General features: G+C 68.3%; 19 protein-coding genes. 10 read left to right on the top strand and 9 right to left on the bottom strand.

Features of this window, described 5'->3' with window-relative positions; translation table 11 throughout:
• Window positions 1-169 precede the first annotated feature (169 nt).
• Both F3J15_RS23430 and F3J15_RS23425 read left to right on the top strand, forming a co-directional pair.
• A complete protein-coding gene (locus F3J15_RS23430; protein ID WP_069249019.1) occupies window positions 170-1189 on the top strand; it encodes a sulfate ABC transporter substrate-binding protein in 1020 nt (339 codons plus the stop codon).
• Window positions 1190-1393: 204 nt separating this feature from the next.
• The gene (locus F3J15_RS23425; RefSeq protein WP_089446539.1) at window positions 1394-2356 is read left to right on the top strand and encodes an ion channel; all 963 of its coding nucleotides are present in this window, start codon (window positions 1394-1396) and stop codon (window positions 2354-2356) included.
• 51 nt (window positions 2357-2407) lie between these two features.
• On the opposite strand, the gene F3J15_RS23420 is transcribed toward F3J15_RS23425, so the two are convergent.
• Window positions 2408-3022, bottom strand: coding sequence for a glutathione S-transferase (locus tag F3J15_RS23420; protein WP_089446538.1), 615 nt, complete (start codon window positions 3020-3022; stop codon window positions 2408-2410).
• 371 nt (window positions 3023-3393) lie between these two features.
• On the opposite strand from F3J15_RS23420, the gene F3J15_RS23415 reads away from it, so the two are divergent.
• From F3J15_RS23415 to F3J15_RS23405, 3 genes are all read left to right on the top strand, one after another.
• Window positions 3394-3951, top strand: coding sequence for a sugar O-acetyltransferase (locus F3J15_RS23415; RefSeq protein ID WP_166894345.1), 558 nt, complete (start codon window positions 3394-3396; stop codon window positions 3949-3951).
• Window positions 3952-4770: 819 nt separating this feature from the next.
• Entirely contained in the window at window positions 4771-4995 is a 225-nt protein-coding gene (locus F3J15_RS23410; RefSeq protein ID WP_166894327.1) for a hypothetical protein, read from the top strand.
• Window positions 4996-5955: 960 nt separating this feature from the next.
• Window positions 5956-9528 (top strand): indolepyruvate ferredoxin oxidoreductase family protein, encoded by a 3573-nt coding sequence (locus F3J15_RS23405; protein WP_166894325.1) that lies wholly within the window; start codon window positions 5956-5958, stop codon window positions 9526-9528.
• Between the two features lie 92 nt (window positions 9529-9620).
• Here the strand turns inward: F3J15_RS23405 and F3J15_RS23400 are convergent, their stop codons facing one another.
• Window positions 9621-11288 carry a Na+/H+ antiporter gene (locus F3J15_RS23400; RefSeq protein ID WP_089446535.1) on the bottom strand — a complete coding sequence of 556 codons (1668 nt, stop codon included), beginning with the start codon at window positions 11286-11288 and terminating at the stop codon, window positions 9621-9623.
• 300 nt (window positions 11289-11588) lie between these two features.
• On the opposite strand from F3J15_RS23400, the gene F3J15_RS23395 reads away from it, so the two are divergent.
• The 5 genes from F3J15_RS23395 (at window position 11589) to F3J15_RS23375 (ending at window position 15834) form a co-directional block, all read left to right on the top strand.
• Window positions 11589-12875, top strand: a complete 1287-nt coding sequence (locus tag F3J15_RS23395; protein WP_166894323.1) for an EAL domain-containing protein — start codon at window positions 11589-11591, stop codon at window positions 12873-12875.
• 160 nt (window positions 12876-13035) lie between these two features.
• Window positions 13036-13419: a hypothetical protein gene (locus F3J15_RS23390; RefSeq protein ID WP_166894321.1), complete on the top strand. Its 384-nt coding sequence runs from the start codon at window positions 13036-13038 to the stop codon at window positions 13417-13419.
• Entirely contained in the window at window positions 13416-13820 is a 405-nt protein-coding gene (locus F3J15_RS23385) for a hypothetical protein (protein ID WP_166894319.1), read from the top strand. Before F3J15_RS23390 ends, F3J15_RS23385 begins: the two co-directional genes overlap by 4 nt.
• Window positions 13821-13942: 122 nt before the next feature.
• A complete protein-coding gene (locus F3J15_RS23380) occupies window positions 13943-14668 on the top strand; it encodes a copper homeostasis protein CutC (protein ID WP_166894317.1) in 726 nt (241 codons plus the stop codon).
• 77 nt (window positions 14669-14745) lie between these two features.
• Entirely contained in the window at window positions 14746-15834 is a 1089-nt protein-coding gene (locus tag F3J15_RS23375) for a suppressor of fused domain protein (protein WP_166894315.1), read from the top strand.
• A gap of 50 nt (window positions 15835-15884) precedes the next feature.
• Here F3J15_RS23375 and bioB read toward each other — a convergent pair whose 3' ends face one another.
• From bioB to F3J15_RS23340, 7 genes are all read right to left on the bottom strand, one after another.
• On the bottom strand, window positions 15885-16904 hold the full coding sequence (gene bioB / locus F3J15_RS23370) for a biotin synthase BioB (protein ID WP_069249002.1): 1020 nt from the start codon (window positions 16902-16904) through the stop codon (window positions 15885-15887).
• A 55-nt stretch (window positions 16905-16959) separates the two neighbouring features.
• Window positions 16960-17679, bottom strand: a complete 720-nt coding sequence (gene bioD / locus F3J15_RS23365) for a dethiobiotin synthase (RefSeq protein ID WP_166894313.1) — start codon at window positions 17677-17679, stop codon at window positions 16960-16962.
• Window positions 17676-18884: an 8-amino-7-oxononanoate synthase gene (bioF, locus tag F3J15_RS23360; RefSeq protein ID WP_166894311.1), complete on the bottom strand. Its 1209-nt coding sequence runs from the start codon at window positions 18882-18884 to the stop codon at window positions 17676-17678. Before bioF ends, bioD begins: the two co-directional genes overlap by 4 nt.
• A complete protein-coding gene (gene bioA / locus F3J15_RS23355; RefSeq protein WP_166894309.1) occupies window positions 18881-20227 on the bottom strand; it encodes an adenosylmethionine--8-amino-7-oxononanoate transaminase in 1347 nt (448 codons plus the stop codon). Before bioA ends, bioF begins: the two co-directional genes overlap by 4 nt.
• Window positions 20228-20735: 508 nt before the next feature.
• Window positions 20736-22010 carry a CocE/NonD family hydrolase gene (locus F3J15_RS23350; RefSeq protein WP_166894307.1) on the bottom strand — a complete coding sequence of 425 codons (1275 nt, stop codon included), beginning with the start codon at window positions 22008-22010 and terminating at the stop codon, window positions 20736-20738.
• Window positions 22011-22116: 106 nt separating this feature from the next.
• The gene (locus F3J15_RS23345; RefSeq protein ID WP_069248996.1) at window positions 22117-22554 is read right to left on the bottom strand and encodes a YchJ family protein; all 438 of its coding nucleotides are present in this window, start codon (window positions 22552-22554) and stop codon (window positions 22117-22119) included.
• Window positions 22555-22591: 37 nt separating this feature from the next.
• The gene (locus F3J15_RS23340) at window positions 22592-23269 is read right to left on the bottom strand and encodes an SDR family oxidoreductase (RefSeq protein WP_069248995.1); all 678 of its coding nucleotides are present in this window, start codon (window positions 23267-23269) and stop codon (window positions 22592-22594) included.
• Window positions 23270-23337: the final 68 nt, after the last annotated feature.

Raw genomic sequence — 23337 nt, 5'->3', positions numbered from 1 at the left:
TCCGCGCGCGAGCGTCCGCCGCCGCTTAGCAGGATTCGAGATTTGCTTTCCACGACTGATTGGAAAGCGCGCCGCGCCCGGCCGCTAGAATGCCCGCTTACGTTTCGATGACAGCGCGTACGCGTGCCGTCACGCACATTCACCACCACTGGAAACGGGGCATATCACGATGGCAAGCATGAAGGGGATCGGCCGCTGGCTGCACACGGGCGCGGCGGCGGCGCTGGTCGTGGCGGCAACGGCCGCGCACGCGGATACGTCGATCCTGAACGTGTCGTACGACGTGACGCGCGAACTGTACAAGGACATCAACGCGGGTTTTGCCGCCGCCTACAAGCAGAAGACCGGCGAGACGGTCGCGATTAAGCAGTCGCACGGCGCGTCGAGCGCGCAGGCGCTGTCGGTGCTGCAAGGGCTGCAGGCCGACGTCGTGACGATGAACCAGCCGAACGACATCGACCTGCTCGCCGAGCGTGGCCAACTGCTGCCGAAGGACTGGCGCGCGCGTTTCCCGGACAACAGCTCGCCGTACTCGACCACGATGGTGTTCCTGGTGCGCAAGGGCAACCCGAAGGCGATCAAGGACTGGAGCGATCTCGCGAAGCCGGGTGTCCAGGTGATCATCGCGAACCCGAAGACGTCGGGCAACGGCCGCTATGCGTATCTCGCCGCGTGGGGCTTCCAGAAGCAGAAGGGCGCGACCGACCAGCAGGCGATCGACTTCGAGAAGGCGATCTTCCGCAACGTGCCGGTGCTCGACTCCGGCGGCCGCGGCGCGACGACGACGTTCACGCAGCGCGGCATCGGCGACGTGCTGGTCACGTTCGAGAATGAAGTCGCGCTGATGGACACCGGCGCATCGGGCGCGCAGTTCGACGCCGTGTATCCGTCGGCGAGCATCCTCGCGGAGCCGCCCGTCGCCGTCGTCGACAAGGTCGTCGACAAGAAGGGCACGCGCAAGGTCGCGCAGGCGTATCTGGATTACCTGTACACGCCGGAGGCGCAGGAAATCATCGCGCAACACCACCTGCGCCCGCGCGACGCGAACGTGCTGAAGAAGCATGCGGCCGAATTCAAGTCGCTGAAGACGTTCAGCGTCGAACAGGTCTTCGGCAGCTGGGCGAACGCGCAGAAGACACACTTCGCGGATGGCGGCACGTTCGACCAGGTGATCGTCGACCGCAAGTGAGCGCCGACCGCACGTGAGCACCGCGCGCAAGTGAGCACCGCGCGCTTGCCCACACGCTGACGACGCAGCCGGCCGCTTCCACAGCCGGCTTTTTTTGCGCCGCGCGGCCGGCGGCGCGACGGATTTCGATTCCGAACCGGTACGCATACCCGGCCGCCGCCGCGCGTGCTACGCTCATCGCCTCCCTGTTTCCGGCGCCGCGCGATGAACGTCGATTCGTCCTCCCCAGCCTCCCGCGGCCGTGGCCGCAAGCTCTGGTCGGGCAACCGCCCGGTGATCGCGTACGGGATGCCGCCGCTCGGCTGGCGCGACCTCTATCACCGCGCGCTGACGGTGAGCTGGCCCGTATTCTTCCTGTCGCTCGCCGTGCTGTTCCTGCTGCTCAACGGCGCTTTTGCGACGCTCTACCTGCTTGGCCATGCGCCGATTGCGAACCAGTCGCCGGCCGGCTTCGGCGGCGCGTTCTTCTTCAGCGTCGAGACACTCGCGACCGTCGGCTACGGCGACATGCATCCGCAGACCGTCTATGCGCACCTGGTCGCGACGTTCGAGATCTTCGTCGGGATGTCGGGCATTGCGATGGCCACGGGGCTCGTGTTTGCGCGGTTTTCACGGCCGCAGGCGAAGATCCTGTTCGCACGCTACGCGATCGTCCGGCCGTTGAACGGCAGGATGACGCTGATGGTGCGCGCCGCGAATGCGCGCCAGAACGTGATTGCCGAGGCGCAGGCGAAACTGCGGCTGATGCGCGTAGAAGGCACGCACGAGGGCTACACGCTGCGCAAGATCCACGACTTGGCGCTCGTGCGCAGCGAGCATCCAATCTTCCTGCTCGGCTGGAACCTGATGCACGTGATCGACGAATCGAGCGCGCTGTTCGGCGAGACGCCCGAATCGCTCGCCGCGCGCGACGCGTCGTTGCTGATCACGATCGAAGGCTCGGACGAGACGACCGCACAGGTGATGCAGGCGCGCCATTCCTGGGAGCATGACGAGATCCGCTGGCGTCACCGCTATGTCGACCTGATGCACGACGAAGACGGCATCACGCACATCGACTACACGCATTTTCATGAGGTGGTGCCGGTCGACGCCGATACCGACGAGCGCGGCTCGCCGGGCGCGGTGGTCAATACCGGCGCCGCGACGTCGGGCCCGGCCGCGTAGTGGCGCTCGCGGCCGGCCGGTAGTGCCGCTCCCGCGCGACGCGTCTACGGGTCACGCATGCAGCAGGCGCGCCGCTTCGCGCTGTTCGATCGCGACCGCGCGGTGGAATGCGTCGCGATCCTCGGCGCGCGCGACATAGTCGCCGAGCACGCCTTCGTGCGGCAGCAGATGCGCGTCGAATGCGGTCTTCAGCGTGCTGGCGAGCAGCAGGTCGGCCGCGGTGAAGCGGTCGCCGACGAGCCACGGACTATGAGCGAGCGCTTGCGCGAGTGCGCGCTGCACGCGGGTGATGTTGCCCCAGCCGAACGCGACCGGATTGCCCGACGCGCCGGTGAATTTTTCGGCCATCGCCGGTTCGAGGCAGGTCGGCGTGAAGAACATCCATTGGAGGAAACGGCCGCGCAGCGGATCGTCGGGCGCGACGCCGAGCCCGGCGCCCGGGCAGCGGTCGGCAAGATAGAGCAGCACGGCGCCCGATTCGGCGAACGGCATGCCGCCGTCGTCGAGCGCGGGCAGCTTGGCCATCGGGTTGACCTGCACGAACGCGTCGCTGCCCTGTTCGTGCGAACGCAGGTCGATCGGCACGAGTTCGTACACCACGCCGAGTTCTTCAAGCATCCACAATGCCCGAAATGCCCGGGTCTTCGGCCAGTAGTAGAGCTTCATCGTGCCTCCGCGTGTGGGTGCAACTGTCGGTCCGGTGGATGCTCCAGCGTACCCGAGCGCCGCAGGTTCGGACAAGGGCACCTGGCAAGGGCGTCTAGCCAGCGGCGGTTATCTGCATAGGATGGCCAGACGCGTTGTGTGTCGAGCGAGAATCAGGCAGAAAGCCGGGCAAAGCCTTATCGCACAATGAGGTGCATTGATAACTAGTTATATTGAGACTAGTTATAAATGGGATGGAAATCACGGTGCAGGCCGGCATCCCGCGCACGGCATCACGGAGCCCGCAGCGTCTGCACACACGTCCACACTGGCATCGTTCCGCAAGCGCCGATGCATCGCGAAACAGGGAAATCATGGGAGACAACTCACGCATGGAAAACGACGATCGCATCACGATCATTCCGAGAAGAACGCCGGAATCGGCGGCGATGGTGGCCGAGGTCAAGCGGGCGATGTCGATCGCCGCGCGGATCAATCGCCTGACGTTCGACGATGCCGCCGAGGTTCGCACATTATTCGGAGAACTGATCGGCATGCCGGTGGACGACGGCTTCGTGTTGATCCCGCCGTTCCATGCGACGGGCGGCACCGGCATGAAGCTCGGGCGCAACGTGTTCGTCAATCAGAACTGCACGTTCTACGATCTCGGCGGGCTCGAGATCGGCGATGACGTGATGATCGGGCCGAACGTCAGCCTCATCACGTCCGGTCACCCCGTCGAACCTTCGCGGCGGCGCGACTTCGTCGTCGCGAAGCCGATCGTGATCGAACGGAACGTCTGGATCGGCGCTGGTGCGACGATCATCGGCGGTGTGACGGTGGGCGAGAACTCGGTGGTCGCGGCCGGGGCCGTCGTCACGCGGGATGTTCCGCCGAATGTGCTGGTCGGCGGCAATCCGGCGGCGGTCATCCGGTCGATTGCCGAGTAATGCGGCTCGAGGGCGCGTGCCTGTTCGGTGCAGCCTCGTTGGACAGATGTGGATAACCCACCTCAAAGGCGACTCGAAACGCTGTGCATTTGAATGGTGAGGGTGCCGCCGAGGCCGTCTGGATGGGGCTTTCCGGTCAATGCCCGATAGCCGTCGGCGGATGCGCGGGCCGTTCCAGTCGATGGTCCGACGAAGGTCGCACCGCGCGATCGGTTGTGGATATCCTCACGCCGAAACGACTCGGCGCCCTGTGCATTTCACAGGTGAGGGTCACCGGATGATACGGAATGCATGAACCGGGTTGTGGACAACTCGCCCGCGAAACGACGCGAAATGCTGTGGAATTCTACGGTGAGGGTCGGCGTCCGATCGGGCGATGCGCCTGTCCTGGCGCGGTTTTCCGATCTTTGCGTGGTTCGAAGCGTCGCGCATTCTAGCCGAACGCGCGCATGCGTGGCGGAACCGTGTGCGTGCCGCGACGTGGAGATCCGGTTCCGGCTGTCACCCGAAAGGCCGTGCATTTTAACGGCGAGCGCGGGCGTGTGGTCTGCAACGTGCAGATTTCGCTGCGCATCGCCGCGTTCGCAAGCGACTCGAAGCGCTGCGCAATGCAGGGGTGAGCGTGAACACGGGATCGGCGGTCAGCGCACCAGGAATGCGATCATTCGGCCATCGGCGCCGTCTGAAGCGTCGTGTGTCTCAGGCTCGCACACGGGGGTGCGAACGAGGAAAACTCGGGCACCCGTGTGGATATCCTGCAGCCGAAACGACTCGCGACACTGTGTAAATCGACGGTGAGTGTCTGTACCCGATCGGCCGATGAGCCGCTTCCAGCAAGGATTGCCGGCCGGTCGCGCCTTCCGCGGCGCGCATCCGTTATCGCATCGACGGATGCGCATGCATGTGGATATCCTGCGTCCTGAATCACTCGAAGCGCTGTGGTTTTCAACGGTGAGGGTGCTCGCCTGGCCGGTCAGCAATGCCGGATCGGGCGTGGATAACCGCTGTTGCAGACACTCGAAGCCCTGTGAATTTCGTCGGTGAGTGCAGGCCCGCGATTGCGCAGCATGCGGGTTCCAGCATGCCTTTCCGGCTGATCAACCCACTCGCGACCCAAAGTATTTCCACGTTGAGCGGCCGCCCGCGATTGCGCAGCATGCGGGTTCCGGCGCGCCTGTCCGGTCGATAATCCCGCTCGCGATCCAGTGTATTTTCACGATGAGCGAGAGCCCGCGATTGTGCAGCATGCGCGTTCCGCCGTACATGTCCGGCCGATAAACCCACTCGCGACCCAAAGTACTTCCACGATGAGCGCGAGCCCGCAATTGCCCGGCATGCATGTTTCTGCACGCCTTTCCAGCCGACAAACCCACTCACGACCCTGAGCATTCGAACGCCGAAGGCGAGCCGCCGATCGACGCAATACGCCCTCACCGATGGGGATATCCGCAGCCGAAACCCACTTGTCGCGCTGTGAATTTCAACGGTGAGCGTCGAAGCAAGCGCCAAACGCATGCCGACAACGGTGTGGACATCCCGGCCTCCACGCCACTCGAAACGCTGTGCAATCGAACGGTGAGCGCGCGAGCCCGGTCGGCCGAGGGGCGCGGCGTTGTGGACATCCCGCGCCGCCGACCAATCGCAACGCTGTGCATTTCAATGGTGAGCGTCACCGCCACGACGCGCTGAAACCCTTGTCACACGGGGCACGAGCGCCACCCGCCACCTCCCCTGGGCCACCGTCGGACCGCCACGCGTTTCCCCGGCAAACGGGCCGCCCGCCCCGACGCGTCGCCGATCCCGCCCGACCGCCATGCGCGAAAACTCTCTCAAATCCCGGCAAAAAGCTGCGCAGTTTTTCTCACTGAGGGCTCGCCCGAGCAAGATGAGAAAAAACATTCTCGGCTGCGCGCGAAAAAATAGAGTCATTCGCTGCCGCCAGTCACGCGTCGCCCGACGCCCTGCCGAGCAGCCCAGAACAGCACAATCCGGAGACTTCCCCCCATGACTGCCCGCCTGCCCGTCGACGGCACGCCTGCCCTGTCCGACTACCGCCTGACCGACAACCTGACCGCGACGCACGGCCGGATCTTCCTGACCGGCACGCAGGCGCTGGTTCGCCTGCTGCTGATGCAGCGCATGGTCGACGCCGAACAGGGGCTCAACACGGCCGGCTTCGTCAGCGGCTATCGCGGCTCGCCGCTCGGCATGGTCGACCAGCAGCTGTGGAAGGCGAAGAAGCTGCTCGACGCCGGCGGCGTGCGCTTCCTGCCCGCGATCAACGAGGAACTCGGCGGCACGGCCGTGCTCGGCACGCAGCGGGTCGAGGCCGATCCCGAGCGCACGGTCGAGGGCGTGTATGCGATGTGGTACGGCAAGGGCCCGGGCGTCGATCGCGCCGGCGACGCGCTGAAGCACGGCAACGCGTACGGTTCGTCGCCGCACGGCGGCGTGCTGGTGGTGGCGGGTGATGACCACGGCTGCGTGTCGTCGTCGATGCCGCACCAGAGCGACTTCGCGATGATCGCGTGGCACATGCCGGTCGTGAACCCGGCGAACATCGCCGACATGCTCGAATTCGGCCTGTACGGCTGGGCGCTGTCGCGCTATTCGGGCGCGTGGGTCGGTTTCAAGGCGATCTCGGAAACGGTCGAATCGGGCTCGACCGTCGACCTCGACGCGCTGCAGACGCAGTGGCCCGCGCCGGAAGGCTTCACGCCGCCGGCGGGCGGCCTGCACAATCGCTGGCCCGACCTGCCGAGCCTCACGATCGAGGCGCGCCTCGCCGCGAAGCTCGACGCGGTGCGCCATTTCGCGCGCACCAACAGCATCGACAAGTGGATCGCGCCGAGCGCGCAGGCGAACGTCGGCATCGTGACCTGCGGCAAGGCGCACCTCGACCTGATGGAAGCGCTGCGCCGCCTCGACCTGACGGTGGCCGATCTCGATACGGCCGGCGTGCGGATCTACAAGGTCGGCCTGTCGTATCCGCTCGAAATGACGCGCCTCGAAACCTTCGTCGACGGGCTCGCCGAAGTGCTCGTGATCGAGGAGAAGGGCCCGGTCATCGAGCAGCAGATCAAGGACTACCTGTACAACCGCACGGAAGGCGCGCGCCCGCGCGTGCTCGGCAAGCACGACGCCGCCGGCGCCTGCCTGCTGTCCGAACTCGGCGAGCTGCGCCCGTCGCGCATCCTGCCGGTGTTCGCCGACTGGCTCGCGCGCCACAAGCCGGCGCTCGACCGCCGCGAACGCGTCGTCGATCTCGTCGCGCCGCAAATCCTGTCGAACGAGGCCGATGCGGTGAAGCGCACGCCGTACTTCTGCTCGGGCTGCCCGCACAACACGTCGACGAAGGTGCCGGAAGGCTCGATCGCGCAGGCCGGCATCGGCTGCCACTTCATGGCATCGTGGATGGAGCGCGACACGACGGGGCTGATCCAGATGGGCGGCGAGGGCGTCGACTGGGCCGCGCACGCGATGTTCACCAACACGAAGCACGTGTTCCAGAACCTCGGCGACGGCACCTACTTCCACTCGGGCATCCTCGCGATCCGCCAGGCCGTGGCCGCGAAAGCGAACATCACGTACAAGATCCTCTACAACGACGCGGTCGCGATGACGGGCGGCCAGCCGGTCGACGGCAGCATCTCGGTGCCGCAGATCGCGCGGCAGGTCGAGGCGGAAGGCGTGTCGCGCTTCGTGGTCGTGTCCGACGAGCCGGAGAAGTACGACGGTCATCACGGCCAGTTCCCGCCGGGCACGACGTTCCATCACCGCAGCGAACTCGACACCGTGCAGCGCGAATTGCGCGAGACGCCGGGCGTCACCGTGCTGATCTACGACCAGACCTGCGCGGCCGAGAAGCGCCGCCGCCGCAAGAAGGGCGAATTCCCCGACCCGGACAAGCGCCTGTTCATCAACGACGCAGTGTGCGAAGGCTGCGGCGATTGCGGTGTGCAGTCGAACTGCCTGTCGGTCGAGCCGCTTGAAACACCGCTCGGCCGCAAGCGCCGCATCGACCAGTCGTCGTGCAACAAGGACTATTCGTGCGTGAACGGCTTCTGCCCGAGCTTCGTGACGGTCGAAGGCGCGGCGCTGAAGAAGGCGGCCGGTGCCGCATTCGACGAAGCCGCGCTCGCCGTGCGGGTCGATGCGCTGCCGGTGCCGGCGACGCATCTCGACGCGGCGCCGTTCGACATGCTCGTGACGGGCGTCGGCGGCACGGGTGTCGTGACGGTCGGCGCGCTGATCAGCATGGCCGCGCACCTCGAAGGCAAGAGCGCGTCGGTGCTCGACTTCATGGGCTTCGCGCAGAAGGGCGGCTCGGTGCTGTCGTTCGTGCGGATCGCATCGAGCGACCGGTGGCTGAACCAGGTGCGCATCGACACGCAGCAGGCGGACGTGCTGCTCGCGTGCGACATGGTGGTCGGCGCGAGCGCCGAGGCGCTGCAGACGGTGCGTCACGAGCGTTCGCGGATCGTCGTCAACACGCACCGGATTCCGAACGCGTCGTTCGTGCAGAACCCCGACGCGAACCTGCATGCGGACGCGCTGCTCGAGAAGATGCGCCACGCGGCCGGCGACGGCTACCTGTCGAGCTGCGACGCGCAGGCGCTCGCCGCGAAGTTCCTCGGCGACTCGATCGGCGCGAACATCCTGATGCTCGGCTACGCATGGCAGCTCGGCCTCGTGCCGGTGTCGCTCGCGGCGATGATGCGCGCGATCGAGCTGAACAACGTCGCGGTGCCGATGAACAAGCTCGCGTTCTCGATCGGCCGGATGGCGGCCGGCGACGCGGCGGGCCTCGATGCGTTGTGGAACGCGCGTCACACGGTGGCCGCGCAGGCCGCGCCGGAGACGCTCGCCGAACTGATCGCCGATCGTGAAGCGCGCCTCGACGCATACGGCGGCGCGCGTTACGTCGAGCGCTACCGCGCACTGGTGAACGCGGCGCGCGCGAAGGGCGACGACGCACTGACGCGCGCGGTCGCGACGACGTTCTACCGGCTGCTCGCGGTGAAGGACGAATACGAGGTCGCGCGGCTGTACACGGACGACGCATTCCGCACGGCGCTCGAAGCGCAGTTCGAAGGCGTGCCGGGGCAGGCCTATCGCGTGAAGTTCAACCTGGCGCCGCCGACGGTCGCAAAGGCCGGCAGCGACGGCAGCGCGCCGAAGAAGCGCGTGTTCGGCCAGTGGATGTGGCCGGTGTTCGGCATGCTGGCGCGCGTGCGCAGCCTGCGCGGCACGTGGCTCGATCCGTTCGGCCGCACCGTCGAGCGCAAGATGGAGCGTGCGCTCGCCGACGACTACGAGACGACGCTCACGCGTGCGCTCGCCGCGACGACGGCCGGCAATGCGGCGCAGGTCACGCAGCTGGCCGACCTGCATGCACGCGTGCGCGGCTTCGGTCACGTGAAGGTGCGCAATCTTGCCGGCGTGAAGCGCGCGGAGCGCGAGCTCGCGCTGCAGCTCGGCATCGAAGCGGCGACGAGCGCGGCCGTGCAGCACGCGCTCGACGAGATGAAGGGCGCGGGGATGCTGAAGGGGATTCCGGTCGTCGTCGCGAAGTAACGCGAACGCGGGCGGATGTGAAAACGGCGACGCGCGTGCGTCGCCGTTTTTTCCTGGGCCCCGGCTGCTGCGTACAGGCAGCGGCCGGCCCTTTAGAGAATGCCTTTCTTGCGCGTCGACAGCGCGGTTTCCGACAGGTCGATCTCGCGGAGCAGCTTCGTCAGCGTTTCGTCGGAGATCTTGCTCTCGCTGCGCAGCCGGTACAGCGCGGAGCGTTCCGCGCGCACGGCCGCGATCCGCATCTGCAGTTCCATCGTTTCGGCCTGCTTCGCTTCCGCGCGCGGCGTGGGGCCGTCCTCGGCGAGCGTCGCGAGGCGGCGGCGGTACTGGTCCATCACGCGTGCGGAGATGTCTGCGCAGCGTGCGGCGCCCGATTCGTCGAGATCGACCGAGATCGCGTCGTGCGACGTATCGATCGCGCGGATCGCGGCCTGCGCGGCGGCCGCGCGCGCGGCGCGCTCCTCGTCGCCGAGCGGGCTGCGTGACGAACGCACACCGCGCAGCAGCAGCGGCAGGCCGATCACTGCGACGACGAGCGAGCCGAGGATCACGGCCGACGCGACGAAGATCGCCGTGTCGCGGCCGGGCAGTGGTACGCCGTCGGACAGCGCGACCGGAATCGACAGCACACCGGCGAGCGTGACCGCGCCGCGCACGCCGCCGACCGTCATCACCGCGATCGTGCGCACGCCGGCCATCGTGCCCGCGAGGCCCCGGCGCGCGGCGCGACGGCTGGCGAACCAGCGCAGCAGCCAGACCCACAGGAAGCGGATCGCATACAGCGCGAGCATCATCGCGCAGACGTTGAAGATCATCCGGCCGACGAGCGCGTCGCTCGTGTGGTGCGCGTCGACGAGCGTGCGGCCGATGATGTGCGGCAGCTGCAGCCCGAGCATGATGAACACCATGCCGTTGAACACGAACTCGATCATCGCCCACGTGCTTTCGGCGCGCACGCGCGACGCGACGGTGCTTTTGCGCGAGAAGCTCGTGTAGTTCATCATCATCCCGGCCGATACGGCCGCCAGCACGCCCGACAGGTCGAGGTGCTCGGCGAACAGGTAGGCCGCGAACGGCACCAGCAGCGTCATCACGATGCCGGGGGCCGGATCGCCTTCCTGCTCGGCATTCAGGAAGCGCGTCGACAGCGCGCTGAACGCCCATGACACGATCGCGCCCGTCGCGAGCCCGCCGGCGGCGACGATCACGAACGTGACCGACGCGTCGCGCAGCGAGAACATGCCCGTCAGCGCGGCCGCGATCGCGAATTTCAGGGCGACGAGGCCGGACGCGTCGTTCATCAGCGCCTCGCCCTCGAGGATGTGCATCAGTTGCGGCGGGATCCGGCCCTTGCCGGCGATGCCCGACAGCGCGACCGCGTCGGTCGGCGACAGCACGGCCGCGAGCGCGAACGCGATCGGCAGCGGCAACTCGGGTATCAGCCAGTGCGCGAAGTAGCCCACTGCGAGTACCGTCATGAACACGAGCCCGAATGCGAGCATCAGGATCGCGCGGCGCTGCAGGTACAGCTCGCGCTTCGGAATTCGCCAGCCGTCCGCGAACAGCAGCGGCGGAATGAACAGCAGCATGAAGATTTCGGGATCGAACGTGACGTGCAGGTTCAGCTTCGGCCACGCGAGCATCGCGCCGAACGCGATCTGCATCAGCGGCAACGGTAGTTGGAAGGGCAGGTTGCGTGTGACGGCGCCGGACAGCGCGACGGTCAGCAGCAGGATCAGGACGGTGAAGACGATTTCCATCGATACGGCGAATACGGGGAATGAAACGATCGTACGGAGTGTAGCGTGCTGGCGTAACGGTTGCCTTCGAGCGACCGGTGCGCATGCACGAAAACGGTGCGCGCAACCTGCGCCGGGATGGTGCGGCAGCCCGGCGTGAGCCGTGCGGCACACGGGCGGTCGGCGCCTTGCACGGAGCTTGCTTGAGGTTCGGCAGCCGTCCGGCGTCGACCGGACAACCGAGGGTCCAACCATGACATTGCACGCGCCGCTCGCTTCGTCGGGCGCCGCGTTCGAAGGCAATACCAGGAGGAAGGCAGCATGACGATCGTGCAACAGGAGCGTCCGGCCGCCGCGTCGCCGTACCGGTTCGAGCGGGAGGTGAGTTCCGGCTTCGAACGTCTGGCGACGCAGCACCGCGACCTGACGCTCACGACCGTATTCCAGCCGATTTTCAGCCTGTCGCACCAGCGCGCGGTGGGCTACGAGGCGCTGCTGCGCGCGCACGATGCGCTCGATCGCGCCGTGTCGCCGCTCGACGTGTTCGGCGAAGCCGCGCGCCAGGGTGAACTGCTGCAGCTCGACCGGCTCGCGCAGGCGCTGCATCTCGAGAACTTCGCGCTGCTCGGCGCCGAGCGTGAGTGGCTGTTCCTCAACGTGCATCCGGGCGTGCTCACCGACCCGTTCCAGGCGGCCGCGCTGCTCGCGAACCTGAAGCGGCTCGGCATGCCGCCGCGCCGCATCGTGCTCGAAGTGCTCGAACAGCGTGCGGAAGACGTCGAGCGGCTTGCCGAGGCCGTGCGCGAATTCCGCACGCACGGCTTCCTGATCGCGCTCGACGATTTCGGCGCGGGTCATTCGAACCTCGAGCGGATCTGGCAGCTGAACCCGGACATCGTGAAGCTCGATCGCATCATGCTGTCGCACGCGGCGCACCGCACGGGGCTCACCGCGATCCTGCACGGGCTGGTGACGCTGCTGCACGAGGCCGGCAAGCTGGTGCTCGTCGAGGGCATCGAGACCGAGCACGAGGCGCAGATCGCGTTGTCGTGCGAGGCCGATTTCGTGCAGGGCTACTACTTCGGCCGGCCGGCGCCGGGGCTGCCGGACAGCGCGGCCGCGACGGGCTGCATCGGCGAGCTGACCGAGCGCTTCCGGCAGCAGACCGACGCGCGCGAGCGGCGCGATGCGCAGCGGCTCGCGCCGTACCTTCGTGCGTTCGAACGGGCGGCCGAGCGTCTCGCGGCCGGCGAGCCGCTCGACGAGGTGTGCTGGAACTTCCTCGCGCTCGACGCGGCCGCGCGCTGCTTCCTGCTCGACGCGCACGGCCGCCAGTCGGGCCGCAACGTCGTGCTGCGCGCCGACCGCGCGCTCGCCGAGGCGCGCTTCTCGCCGCTGGCGGACGCGCAGGGCGCGAACTGGCTGCGTCGGCCGTATTTCCGCTCGGCGATTGCCGAGCCGGGGCGCGTGCAGGTCACGCGGCCGTACCTGTCGATCAACGAGGCGCAGCCGTGCGTGACGCTGTCGGTGGCGGTGCGCGTCGGCGATGCGCAGCGCGTGCTGTGCGGCGATATCGACTGGGCCGACGACGAGGCCGAAGCCGCGTAGCGACGCACGGCCTGCATGCGGCGATCGGTGGCGCGGCGCGCGGGGGCGGTCGTTGCGTTCGCCGCGCGCTTCCCCGACAATGGCGCGACCGCGGCCGTCGTGACCGCGAGCGCGCCGTCCCGGGGGCCACCATGGCGGCGAATATAAAAAGGAAAACACCATGAAACGACCGATTTCGCTGACCATCCTCGCGTGGATCATCATCGTGACCAACGCGATCACGTGCGTCTATACGCCATTCTCGATCGGCATGCCGACCACCCAGGCGCTGCTGTCGCACTACCTGCTGCCCGTCTGGGCGACGTTCGGCATCAGCATGATCCTCGAAGTCGTGAACGTCGTGATCGGCATCGCGATCCTGAAGGGCCGCGAGTGGTCGCGCAAGGCCTACATCGTGACGTTCGTGATCGGCATTGCGTTCTCGTTCGTCAACATGCCGGCGTCGATGCTCGCGGTGCTGATCCCCGGCGTCCTGCTGTTCGCGCTGTTCGTCTACCTGCTGTTCCGGCGCCCCGCGACCGCGTATTTCCAGGCAAACGCATGAGCGTCGTGCGTAACGCGCTGGCGATCGTGCTGTTCTCGATCGCCGGCTTCTGCGTGATCGCCGCGCAGATGGCGGCGTTCATGAAAGTCGGCCACGCGGGCGCGACCGCCATATTCGTCACCGTGCTGTTCTCGGTGTCGGCCGTGCTGCTCGCCGCGGGCGCGTTTGCAGGCGCATTCCGGCCGCGTGCGCGCGGCGCGGGCATCGTGCTGCTCGTCGCGGCCGCGACCACCGCGCTCGGGATGGTGGGCTGGGGGATGCTCGTGCTCACACCGGCGATCGTCGACGTGATGCAGCAGCAGGGCGCGTACTTCAACGCGCGCATGTTCCGCTTCGTGCCCGGCACCGGCGTGACGGCGTTGTCCGCGCTCGTCGGCGTCTGGCTCATGCGGCGCGGCTGACGTCCCCGGCTGAATTGCGCCGCTGAAGGACGCCGCTGAAGTACGCGGCGGCCGGCACGCTGGCGTCCGTCACGCGGCTCGGCTAGGATGCGCGAATTGTCCTGACGATTCGCGGGCCGCCCATGAACCGAAACGCCGCTTCCTCCGTTCTCCTCGAAGTGATCGCCACGACCGTCGGCGATGCAAAGGCCGCCGCCCGCGCGGGCGCCGACCGCCTCGAACTCGTGACCGCGATCACCGAAGGCGGGCTGACGCCGAGCGTCGGCCTGATCGAAGCCGTCGTGGCCGCCGTGCCGATTCCCGTCAACGTGATCGTGCGCCCGCACAGCCGTTCGTTCGTCTATGACGCCGACGATCTCCGCGTGATCGAACGCGACGTGCGTGCAGCCGTCGTGGCCGGTGCGAACGGCGTCGTGTTCGGCGCGCTCGACGCACGCGGCGACGTCGATCTCGACGCGCTGGCCCGCATTGCGGCCGCGGCGGACGGCCGCGCGCTGACCTTCCACCGCGCGTTCGACGTGTCGCGCGACCTCAACGCCGCCTTCGACGCGCTGCTGCGCGTGCCGGCCGTCACGTCGGTGCTGACGTCGGGCGGCCATCCGTCGGTGCTCGACGCGGTCGGTACGATCACGCGGCTGGTGCGGCAGGCGGCGGGCTCGACCTGCACGGTGCTGGCCGGCTCGGGGCTCACGGTCGACGCGGTCGGCGATTTCGTCCGCGCGACCGGCGTGCGCGCGGTGCATTTCGGCTCGGGCGTACGGCCGCGCGGCGAGGTGCTGGCGCCGGTCGATCAACCACTCGTCGAGCGCGTGCGCGCGGCGATCGACGGCGCGGCGGCACACGTGTGATGTACACGGCGGCCTGCAGGCCGCCGCCGCGCGCACCGACACCACACACCGGGACACCAACGGGAAGAGAGGGCCGCATGACGGACGCATCACACGACACGCAGGACAGCGCCGACGACGACAGCGCGCCGGGCTGGGACGCGATCGACGGCGCGCTCGCGCGCGTCTATCCGGGCCAGGAGCCGAAGCATTACGGCACGCTGCTCAAGTGGCGGCTCGGCGGCCGCGATCCGCTCGACGGCATCAGCGTGTGGAAGCGCGCGGAACCCGTACCGCACTGGCATTTCGTCACGTACGGGCTCTCCGAGCTGTATGCGAAGGAGTCGGACGATCCGGCCGTCAGCGGCTTCGGCTTCGAGCTGACGATGCGCGTCGCCTGCGGCGCCACCGACGAAGAGCCGCCGAACTGGGTGTTCAGCTTTCTGCAGAATCTTGCGCGCTACGTGTTCCAGAGCGGCAACGCGTTCGACGACGGTCACTGGATGACGGCCAACGGCCCGATCGCGCTTGATACCGATACGCAGCTCTGCTCGATGGGTTTCGTGTTCGATCCGGAGCTGCCGGCGATCGATACGCCGCACGGCCACCTGGCGTTCCTGCAGATCGTCGGGCTGACGCTCGACGAGGAGCGCGCCGCGAAGCGCTGGCGCACGCGCGCACTGCTCGACACGCTGCTGCCGCATATGCCGCTGTGGGTGACCGATCTCGGCCGCGCGTCGCTGCTCGAGCGCGCGGACGTGCGCGCGCAGGTCGACGAAGGTACCCGGCGCGACGGCTCGTCGAGCGGCTCGCTGTTTACGGACGTGCTTGGATGGGAAACGCGCAAGCGGTTGCTGCGCGCGCCGGTGATCGAGATCACCGTCGGCGCACGGCAGGTCGACGAACTCGTCACGCTGCTGCCGCTGCGGTTGCCGTTCGACCGGCCGTTCCGTCTGGTCGGTCACGACGGCGCGGTGCGGTTCGTGCACGGTGACGCGAACGACGTGACCGACGAGGACGGCACGCTGACGCTGCGGCTTACCGATGCGACCGTGCAGGCGCTGGCGCGCACGCTGCAGCCGCGCGCCGGCGAGTATGCGGTCGAAGGGCTCGACGGCGTGCGCTGGCGGGTCGAGAAGACCGTGATCCGCGACGCGCAGGGCAGCGCGGTGCAGACGATCGGATGAAAAAAGCCGGGGCATGCCCCGGCTTTTTCGTGGGTACGCGGTGCTGCCGCTTACGCGTTCGCCGTCATCGCGTCCGCATCGCTCGAACGGATTCCGAGGCGCTCGAACAGCGCACGGTCCTTTTGCGACTGCGGGTTGCTCGTCGTCAGCAGCTGGTCGCCGTAGAACATCGAGTTCGCGCCGGCGAGGAAGCACATCGCCTGCAGGCCGTCGTCGAGCTGCTCGCGGCCGGCCGACAGGCGCACCACGGCCTTCGGCATCGTGATCCGCGCAACCGCGATCGTGCGCACGAATTCGAACGGGTCGAGCGGTGCGGTGCCTTCGAGCGGCGTGCCTTCGATCGCGACGAGGTTGTTGATCGGCACCGAATCCGGATACGGGTTCAGGTTCGCGAGCTGCGAGATCAGGCCCGCGCGTTCGCGACGCGATTCACCCATGCCGATGATGCCGCCGCAGCACACGTTGATGCCCGCGTCACGCACGCGGTCGAGCGTGTCGAGGCGATCCTGGTAGGTGCGCGTCGAGATCACCTGGCCGTAGAACTCCGGCGACGTGTCGAGGTTGTGGTTGTAGTAGTCGAGGCCCGCGCTCGCGAGTTCCTGCGCCTGCTCGTCTTCCAGCATGCCGAGCGTCATGCAGGTCTCGAGGCCGAGCTCCTTCACGCCGCGCACCATCTCGGTCAGCGCCGGCATGTGGCGCTCCTTTGGGTTGCGCCACGCGGCGCCCATGCAGAAGCGGCTCGCGCCGTTCGCCTTCGCCGCGCGTGCGGCGTCGAGCACCGCGTCGACGTCCATCAGCTTCTCGGCCTTCAGGCCCGTGTCGTGGTGCGACGACTGCGAGCAGTAGCCGCAGTCTTCCTCGCAGCCGCCCGTCTTGATCGACAGCAGCGTCGACAGCTGCACCGCGTTCGCGTCGAAGTGCTCGCGGTGCACCTGCTGCGCGCGGAAGAGCAGGTCGTTGAACGGCAGCTCGAACAGCGCGACGACGTCGGCGACGCGCCAGCGCTGCGAGACCGGAGCGGCCACGGGAATCGCGTCGGGTTGCACGGTGGTGGTCTGGGCTTGAGTCATATCGTTTTCCTGTCCTGGTCGGGGATGAGGGATCGGGGGATCTGTTTCGGTTGAGTCAATGCTGCGCGGTGCGCAGCGTCTCGACGAGCGCGGCGATGTCGAGCATCGCCGCGGCGGATTCGGGGGCGGCCGGGTTCAGGTGCGGAATGCGGCCGAGCAGCGATGCGCCGTGCTCGCGGGCGAGCCAGTCGCGCATCGTCGCGATGTTCTCGTCGGGGAACGACATCGCCGGGTCGACGTGGTTCGCAACCCAGCCGGCGAGCTTGAGGCCGCGCGCGGCGATCGCGTCGGCGGTGAGCAGCGCGTGGTTGATGCAGCCGAGCCGCACGCCGACCACGAGTACGACCGGCACGCCGAGCGCGACCGCGAGATCGGCCATGTCCTGCGTGTCGTTCATCGGCACGCGGAAGCCGCCGGCGCCTTCGACGACGACGATCTCCGCGCGCGTCAGCGCTTCGCGATGGCACGCGACGATCGTGTCGATGTCGAGCGTCACGCCTTCCTGCGCGGCGACGATATGCGGCGCGGCCGGTGCCTTCAGCAGGAACGGCGTGCGCAGCTCGGGCGGCAGCACGACGTTCGCGGCCGCGTCGAGCTGGTCGGCGTCCTCGTTGCGCCATACGCCGTCGCGTTCATACGCGCCGGCCGCGACGGGTTTCAGTGCGGCCGCGCGCAGGCCATGTCGCGCGAAGCCGTGCAGCAGCGCGGCCGACACGAAGGTTTTGCCGATTTCGGTGTCGGTGCCGGTAACGAACAGCGAGAGCGGGGCGGTCATGCCGCGGCCTCCTGCACGGCCTGCGCCTCGCTGGCTTCGATCAGCGCGGCCTCGAGCCGGGCGAGATCGTCGAACGAATGCGCGGCCGACAGCGACACACGCAGCCGCGACGTGCCGACGGGCACCGTCGGCGGCCGGATCGCGGGCACCCACAGGCCGTGCGCGTCGAGCGCGCGCATCGCCGTGAGCGTCGCGTCGTTGCTGCCGATCACGAGCGGCTGCACGGCCGTGTGCGAATCGACCGGCTGCCAGCGCGTGTTGCGCAGCAGCGCGCGCGTGCGGTCGATCAGCGCGGCGAGATGCGCGCGTCGCGCGTCGCCTTCGTCGCCCGCGATCACCTTCAGGCTGGCCGATACCGCGTGCGCGACGGCCGGCGGCGCGGCCGTCGTGAAGATATAGCTGCGCGCGCGCTGGATCATCCATTCGATCACGGTCTCGTGCGCGATCACGAACGCGCCCGCGACGCCGGCGGCCTTGCCGAGCGTGCCGACGTACACGAGATGCGGCGAGCGCAGCGCGGCGGCCGCGAGCGCGCCGCGGCCTTGCGGGCCGAGCACGCCGAAGCCGTGCGCATCGTCGACGACGAGCCACGCGCCGTGGCGTTCGGCCAGCGCGACGAGTGCGGCGAGCGGCGCGATGTCGCCATCCATGCTGAACACCGTGTCGCTGACGATCAGCTTCGTTTCGGCATCCGATGCATCGAGCAACGCGGCGAGCGCGGCCGTGTCCGCATGCGGATAGACCTGGACGTTCGCGCGCGACAGCCGCATGCCGTCGATCAGCGACGCGTGGTTCAGCGCGTCGGAAAAGATCGTCGCGCCCTTGGCCGTCAGCGCCGTCATCGCGGCGAGGTTCGCCATGTAGCCGGTGCTGAAGTACAGCGCGCGCGGCGCGTCGGAGAAGCCGCCCGAGAAGGCCGCGAGTTCGTCTTCGAGCGTCGCGTGCGCACGCGAATGGCCGCCGAGCAGGTGCGAGCCGCCGCTGCCGGAGCCGTAGCGCTGCGCGCCTTCGGCGAACGCGGCGACGAGCGCCGGATGCGCGGCGAGGCCGAGATAGTCGTTGCTCGCGAAGCCGACGATCTCGCGGCCGTCGACGGTCATGCGCGCATCGCACGCGGTGTCGGCGGTGCGGCGCGCGCGGCGCAGCCCTTGCGCGTCGAGCTCGGCGAGACCGCGTTGCAGGGTATCGAGGAGGGGGTTCGTCATCCAGCGATCTCCGCGAGCGTTGCATCGAGCGTGTCGCGCGTGCGTTGTGCGAGCCACGCGATGTCGTCGTCGCTCATCACGTACGGCGGCATCAGGTACACGGTCGTGCCGATCGGGCGCAGCAGCAGCTCGCGTTCCAGTGCGCGTTCGAAGAAGCGACGCGAGAAGCCGCGCGCCGCGTCGCCGTCGAGCGCGACGTCGAACGCGAACAGCGTGCCGCGCTCGCGCAGGTGCCGTACTTGCGGGTGCGCATCGAGCGGCGCGAGCGCCGCGCGCATCGTCGCCGACTTGCGGGCATTGGCCGCGAGCACGTCGTCGCGCTCGAACAGGTCGAGCGTCGCGACCGCCGCGCGGCACGCGAGCGGGTTGCCGGTGTACGAATGCGAGTGCAGGAAGCCGCGCGTCGTGTCGTCGTCGTAGAACGCGGCGAACACGTCGTCGCGCGTGAGCACGAGCGACAGCGGCAGGTAGCCGCCGCTGATGCCTTTCGACAGGCACAGGAAATCGGGCCAGACGCCGGCCTGCTCGCACGCGAAGAAGGTGCCGGTGCGGCCGCAGCCGACCGCGATCTCGTCGGCGATCAGGTGCACGCCGAATTCGTCGCACAGCGCGCGCAGCCCGCGGACGTACGACGGATCATGCATCGCCATGCCGGCCGCGCACTGCACGAGCGGCTCGACGATCAGCGCGGCGATCCGGTCGCCGCGTTCGAGGAACAGGCGCCGCACGTCCGCGAGCGCTCGGCCCGCGACGTCGGCGGCCGTTTCGCCCGGCAGCGCGCCGCGTGCGTCGGGTGACGCGACGACATGCGCATTGCGGATCAGCGGATCGTACGCGTCCTTGAACAGCGCGACGTCGGTCACGCCGAGCGCGCCGATCGTCTCGCCGTGATAGCTGTTCGCGACGCAGACGAATTCCTGCTTGTTCGCGCGGCCGCGGTTGCGCCACGCGTGGAAGCTCATCTTCAGCGCGATCTCGACCGCCGACGCGCCGTCCGACGCGAAGAACGCATGGCCGAGCGTGCGCGCGGTGAGCGCGTGCAGCCGCTCCGCGAGCTCGATCGCGGGCTCGTGCGTGCAGCCGGCGAGCATCGCGTGCTCGAGCGTGTCGAGCTGGTCCTTCAGCGCCGCGTTGATGTCCGGGTTCGCATGGCCGAACAGGTTGACCCACCACGAGCTGACCGCATCGAAGTAGCGGCGGCCGTCACGGTCGTACAACCACAGGCCCGCGCCGCGCGCGACGGGGATCAGCGGCAGGCGCTCGTGATGCTTCATCTGGGTGCAGGGATGCCAGACCGCGCGCAGGCTGCGCGCGACCCAGTCGTCGGTGGCTGGCGTACTCAAGGCGGCTCCGGGGGATAAAACGGCCGCGCGGCATCGACGGGATGCCGCGCGGCGAGATACGAATCGCGCTGAGATTAGCGTGTTCCGCGAGCCGTTGCACTACCGGTTACAAACACCGCAAAGCCTTGCCGGGCGGGAGTTCGGCGCAGATCGGGGCGGCTCGGGACGGTACGGTTCAGATGTCCCGAAATGACCGCAGATGACGACGTTCGAGTGGGACCCCCCAACCGAAAAAAATCGTGGGCCGGATGGTGCGGCGGGGCGAAAAAACGGGGTGCGAAGGGGGAGTCGGTGGTGCGGAATGATGCGGCCCCGGCTGATCGGCGCGCGCTTGACGGCGAGCGGTGACGAGGAGAATTCGGGCGCGGGGTTGCGAGACGGCGCATTCATGTCGACATGCGTTGTGTGCCGCATGTGCGACGTCCGTCGCGAACGCTGCACGCGCGCGAAGCAACGAAAGGGAGGAGGGGGGAGGAAAACAAAAAGCGGCGGCGAGTGCCGCCGCTGGTCAGCGCGAAGCCAGCGCCGGCGTGCCGGTGTCGCGTGCGTTGCCGTCGTCGTTGTCGGCCGTCTGCGTCGCGCCGTTCCACACGACCCGGTCGTTGACTGCATACAGCCGGCACGAACCTGCGCCCTGCTTCGAGCAGTTGTCGAGCGCGAGCGCCATCGGATCGTCGCCGCCTTCGGCCCACGACCACGCGCCTTCCGACGACACCGCGAACGCGCGGCTCGGATGCTGGTTCAGGAAGCGGCGATAGCCTTCACGGCCGGCATCGTCGACATACGGCACCGCGTTGACCGAGTCGATCGACGCATAGCCGCTCGCCTTCGGTTCGTGCGGGTTCGCGACCGCATAGCGCACCGACGTCGGCAGGTTCAGCTGCGCGAGGAATGCGGTGACCGCCGGCCACCACACGGGCACGCCGTCGCGATCGACGATCAGCCGGTGCGCGTCGTCCTTGTAGCGGCCGAAATCGATGAACTGGGCCTGCGTGCCGTGCGAAACGTACGCGTCGTGCATCTGCGCGACGAGCCCGGGCGTCCACACCGAATCGTTGTCGCCGTACAGCCACAGCGACCGCACGGCCGTGTGCGCGCCGTACTGGTCGAACGCGTCGACGAGGTTTTTCTGCCAGCCGTCGCAGAGGTCCTGGCGCAGCCCGCCGGAGAAGTTGATGATGCCGCGCACGCCCGGTGCGGCTTCGGTGCCGTACGCGACCGATACGAGGCCGCCGTGCGACGTGCCGGCGACGACGATGCGCGACGCATCGACGTACGACTGGTGCGACATGTAGCGCACCGTCGCGTCGACGTCGGCTGCCTGCGCGAGGCCGTTCTTGCCGACGTTGCAGCCTTCCTGCTGGTACGAACCGTCCGACCCCGCGAAGCCCTGGCGGTTCGGCGCGATCACCGCATAGCCGCGGCGCACGAATTCGCGCGCGAACGCGAGCGGCCGGCTGCGCGGCTGCTGATGGAGATCGCCGGTGTTCTTGCCGTGGTTGAAGACGACGAGCGGGAACGGGCCGGGCCCGTTCGGCTTGAAGAGCGTGGCCTCGAGCGTGACGGTGCCCGAGGCGTCGGCCGGAATGCGGAGGATCTGCTCGTTCAGGTCGGCGGCGACCTGCGGCAGGTTCGAATCGGCGTAGTCGAAGCGTTCGGCATGGGCGAGCGACCCGCTGGCGCCGGCACCTGACCCCGTATTGGCGCTCGGCAGCGTACCGGCCTGAGCGGCCGACAGCGCACACGCCGCCATCCATCCCACCAATACCTTGCTGAACGCCATTCGTAAGCCCTGCCATGCAACATGACCAATTCGAGGTCATCGTAGCCGGACAAAATGGGGTTGTGCAATGCGGGAATTACCCGGCGTCTGACACAGCAACTATTTGTCAGCGTTCACTGACTTCGCCGTCGACGTAGCGCCAGAAACCCTGTTCGTCGCGCTCGAAACGGCTCGTCTCGTGGAGCCGGTAAGCGCGTCCGCCGACCTTGTAGCGGGCCACGAACTCGACCTCCGCGTGCCGCTCGTCGAGCGGCGCGTGGCGTTTGACCGCGAGCCCGAGCCAGCGCGGCGCGTCGGGCGCTTCGGGGTCGGTGTCGAGATCGGGCGGGCAGGTGCGCGCGGCCCAGGTCGCGCGCAGGTAGTCGGTCGCGCCGAGCACGTATGCGCTGTACCGCGAGCGCATCAACTCGAGTGCGGTCGGCGCGGCTTCGCCGCCGTCGATGAAGCGGCCGCAGCAGGCCGCATAGCGGGGCGCCGGCGCTTTGCCGGCGGGAGCGGGGGACGCGCCGCCGCACGGGCACGCGTCAGGTCGGTTCAAAATCATGCGAAACGTGAATTAACGACGCAAAGTTGTCGGTGGCCTACCAGCTCAGCTCGATACCGTCGTACTGGAAGAAACGGCCGTTTGCCTGCGACACGTCCGCGGCGGATTCGGCGATCACGCGGCGCATGCCGGTCACGCTGGTTTCCGGATCGATCGCGGCCTGCGCGCCGCCCATGTCGGTGCGCACCCAGCCGGGGTGGAGCGAAATGCACGCGGCGTGGCGCGTCTGCAGCGACGCGATGCGCAGCGCGTCGTTCAGCGCGGCCTTGCTCGCGCGGTACAGCCAGCCGGTCGTGCCGGTCGCCTCGGCGATGCTGCCCATCCGGCTCGACACGACGGCCAGCACGCCGCGCGCGTCCTCGACGAGCGGCAGCACGATCGGCAGCAACTGCATCGGCCCGCGCACGTTCGTATGCATCACCGCGTCGAAATCCTCGGCGGTGACCGTCTCGACCCCCTCGGTGCGCGGCCCGTACACGCCCGACACCAGCACGGCCGCATCGAGCCGCTCGCCGTCGAGCTTCCAGCCGAGCGCCGCGATCTGCTCGGGCTGCGTGATGTCGAGCGCATGGGCCTGCGCGCCGAGCGCGCGCAGCGCGTCGAGCGACGCGTCGTCGCGCGCGGTGGCGATCACGTTCCAGCCGTCGCGCCGGTATTGGCGGACGAATTCGCGGCCGAGGCCGCGCGATGCACCGACGATCAATGCGGTTTTCATGCCCGTCGCTCCTTTGCTTGGCGCCGCCGTGGCGGCAGCGCCGGTGTCAGATCCGTTCGATGGGTGGC

The sequence above is a fragment of the Burkholderia sp. Ap-955 genome (assembly GCF_011753045.1).
Classification (GTDB): domain Bacteria; phylum Pseudomonadota; class Gammaproteobacteria; order Burkholderiales; family Burkholderiaceae; genus Burkholderia; species Burkholderia lata_D.
This window is presented reverse-complemented; position numbering and strand designations above follow the sequence as displayed.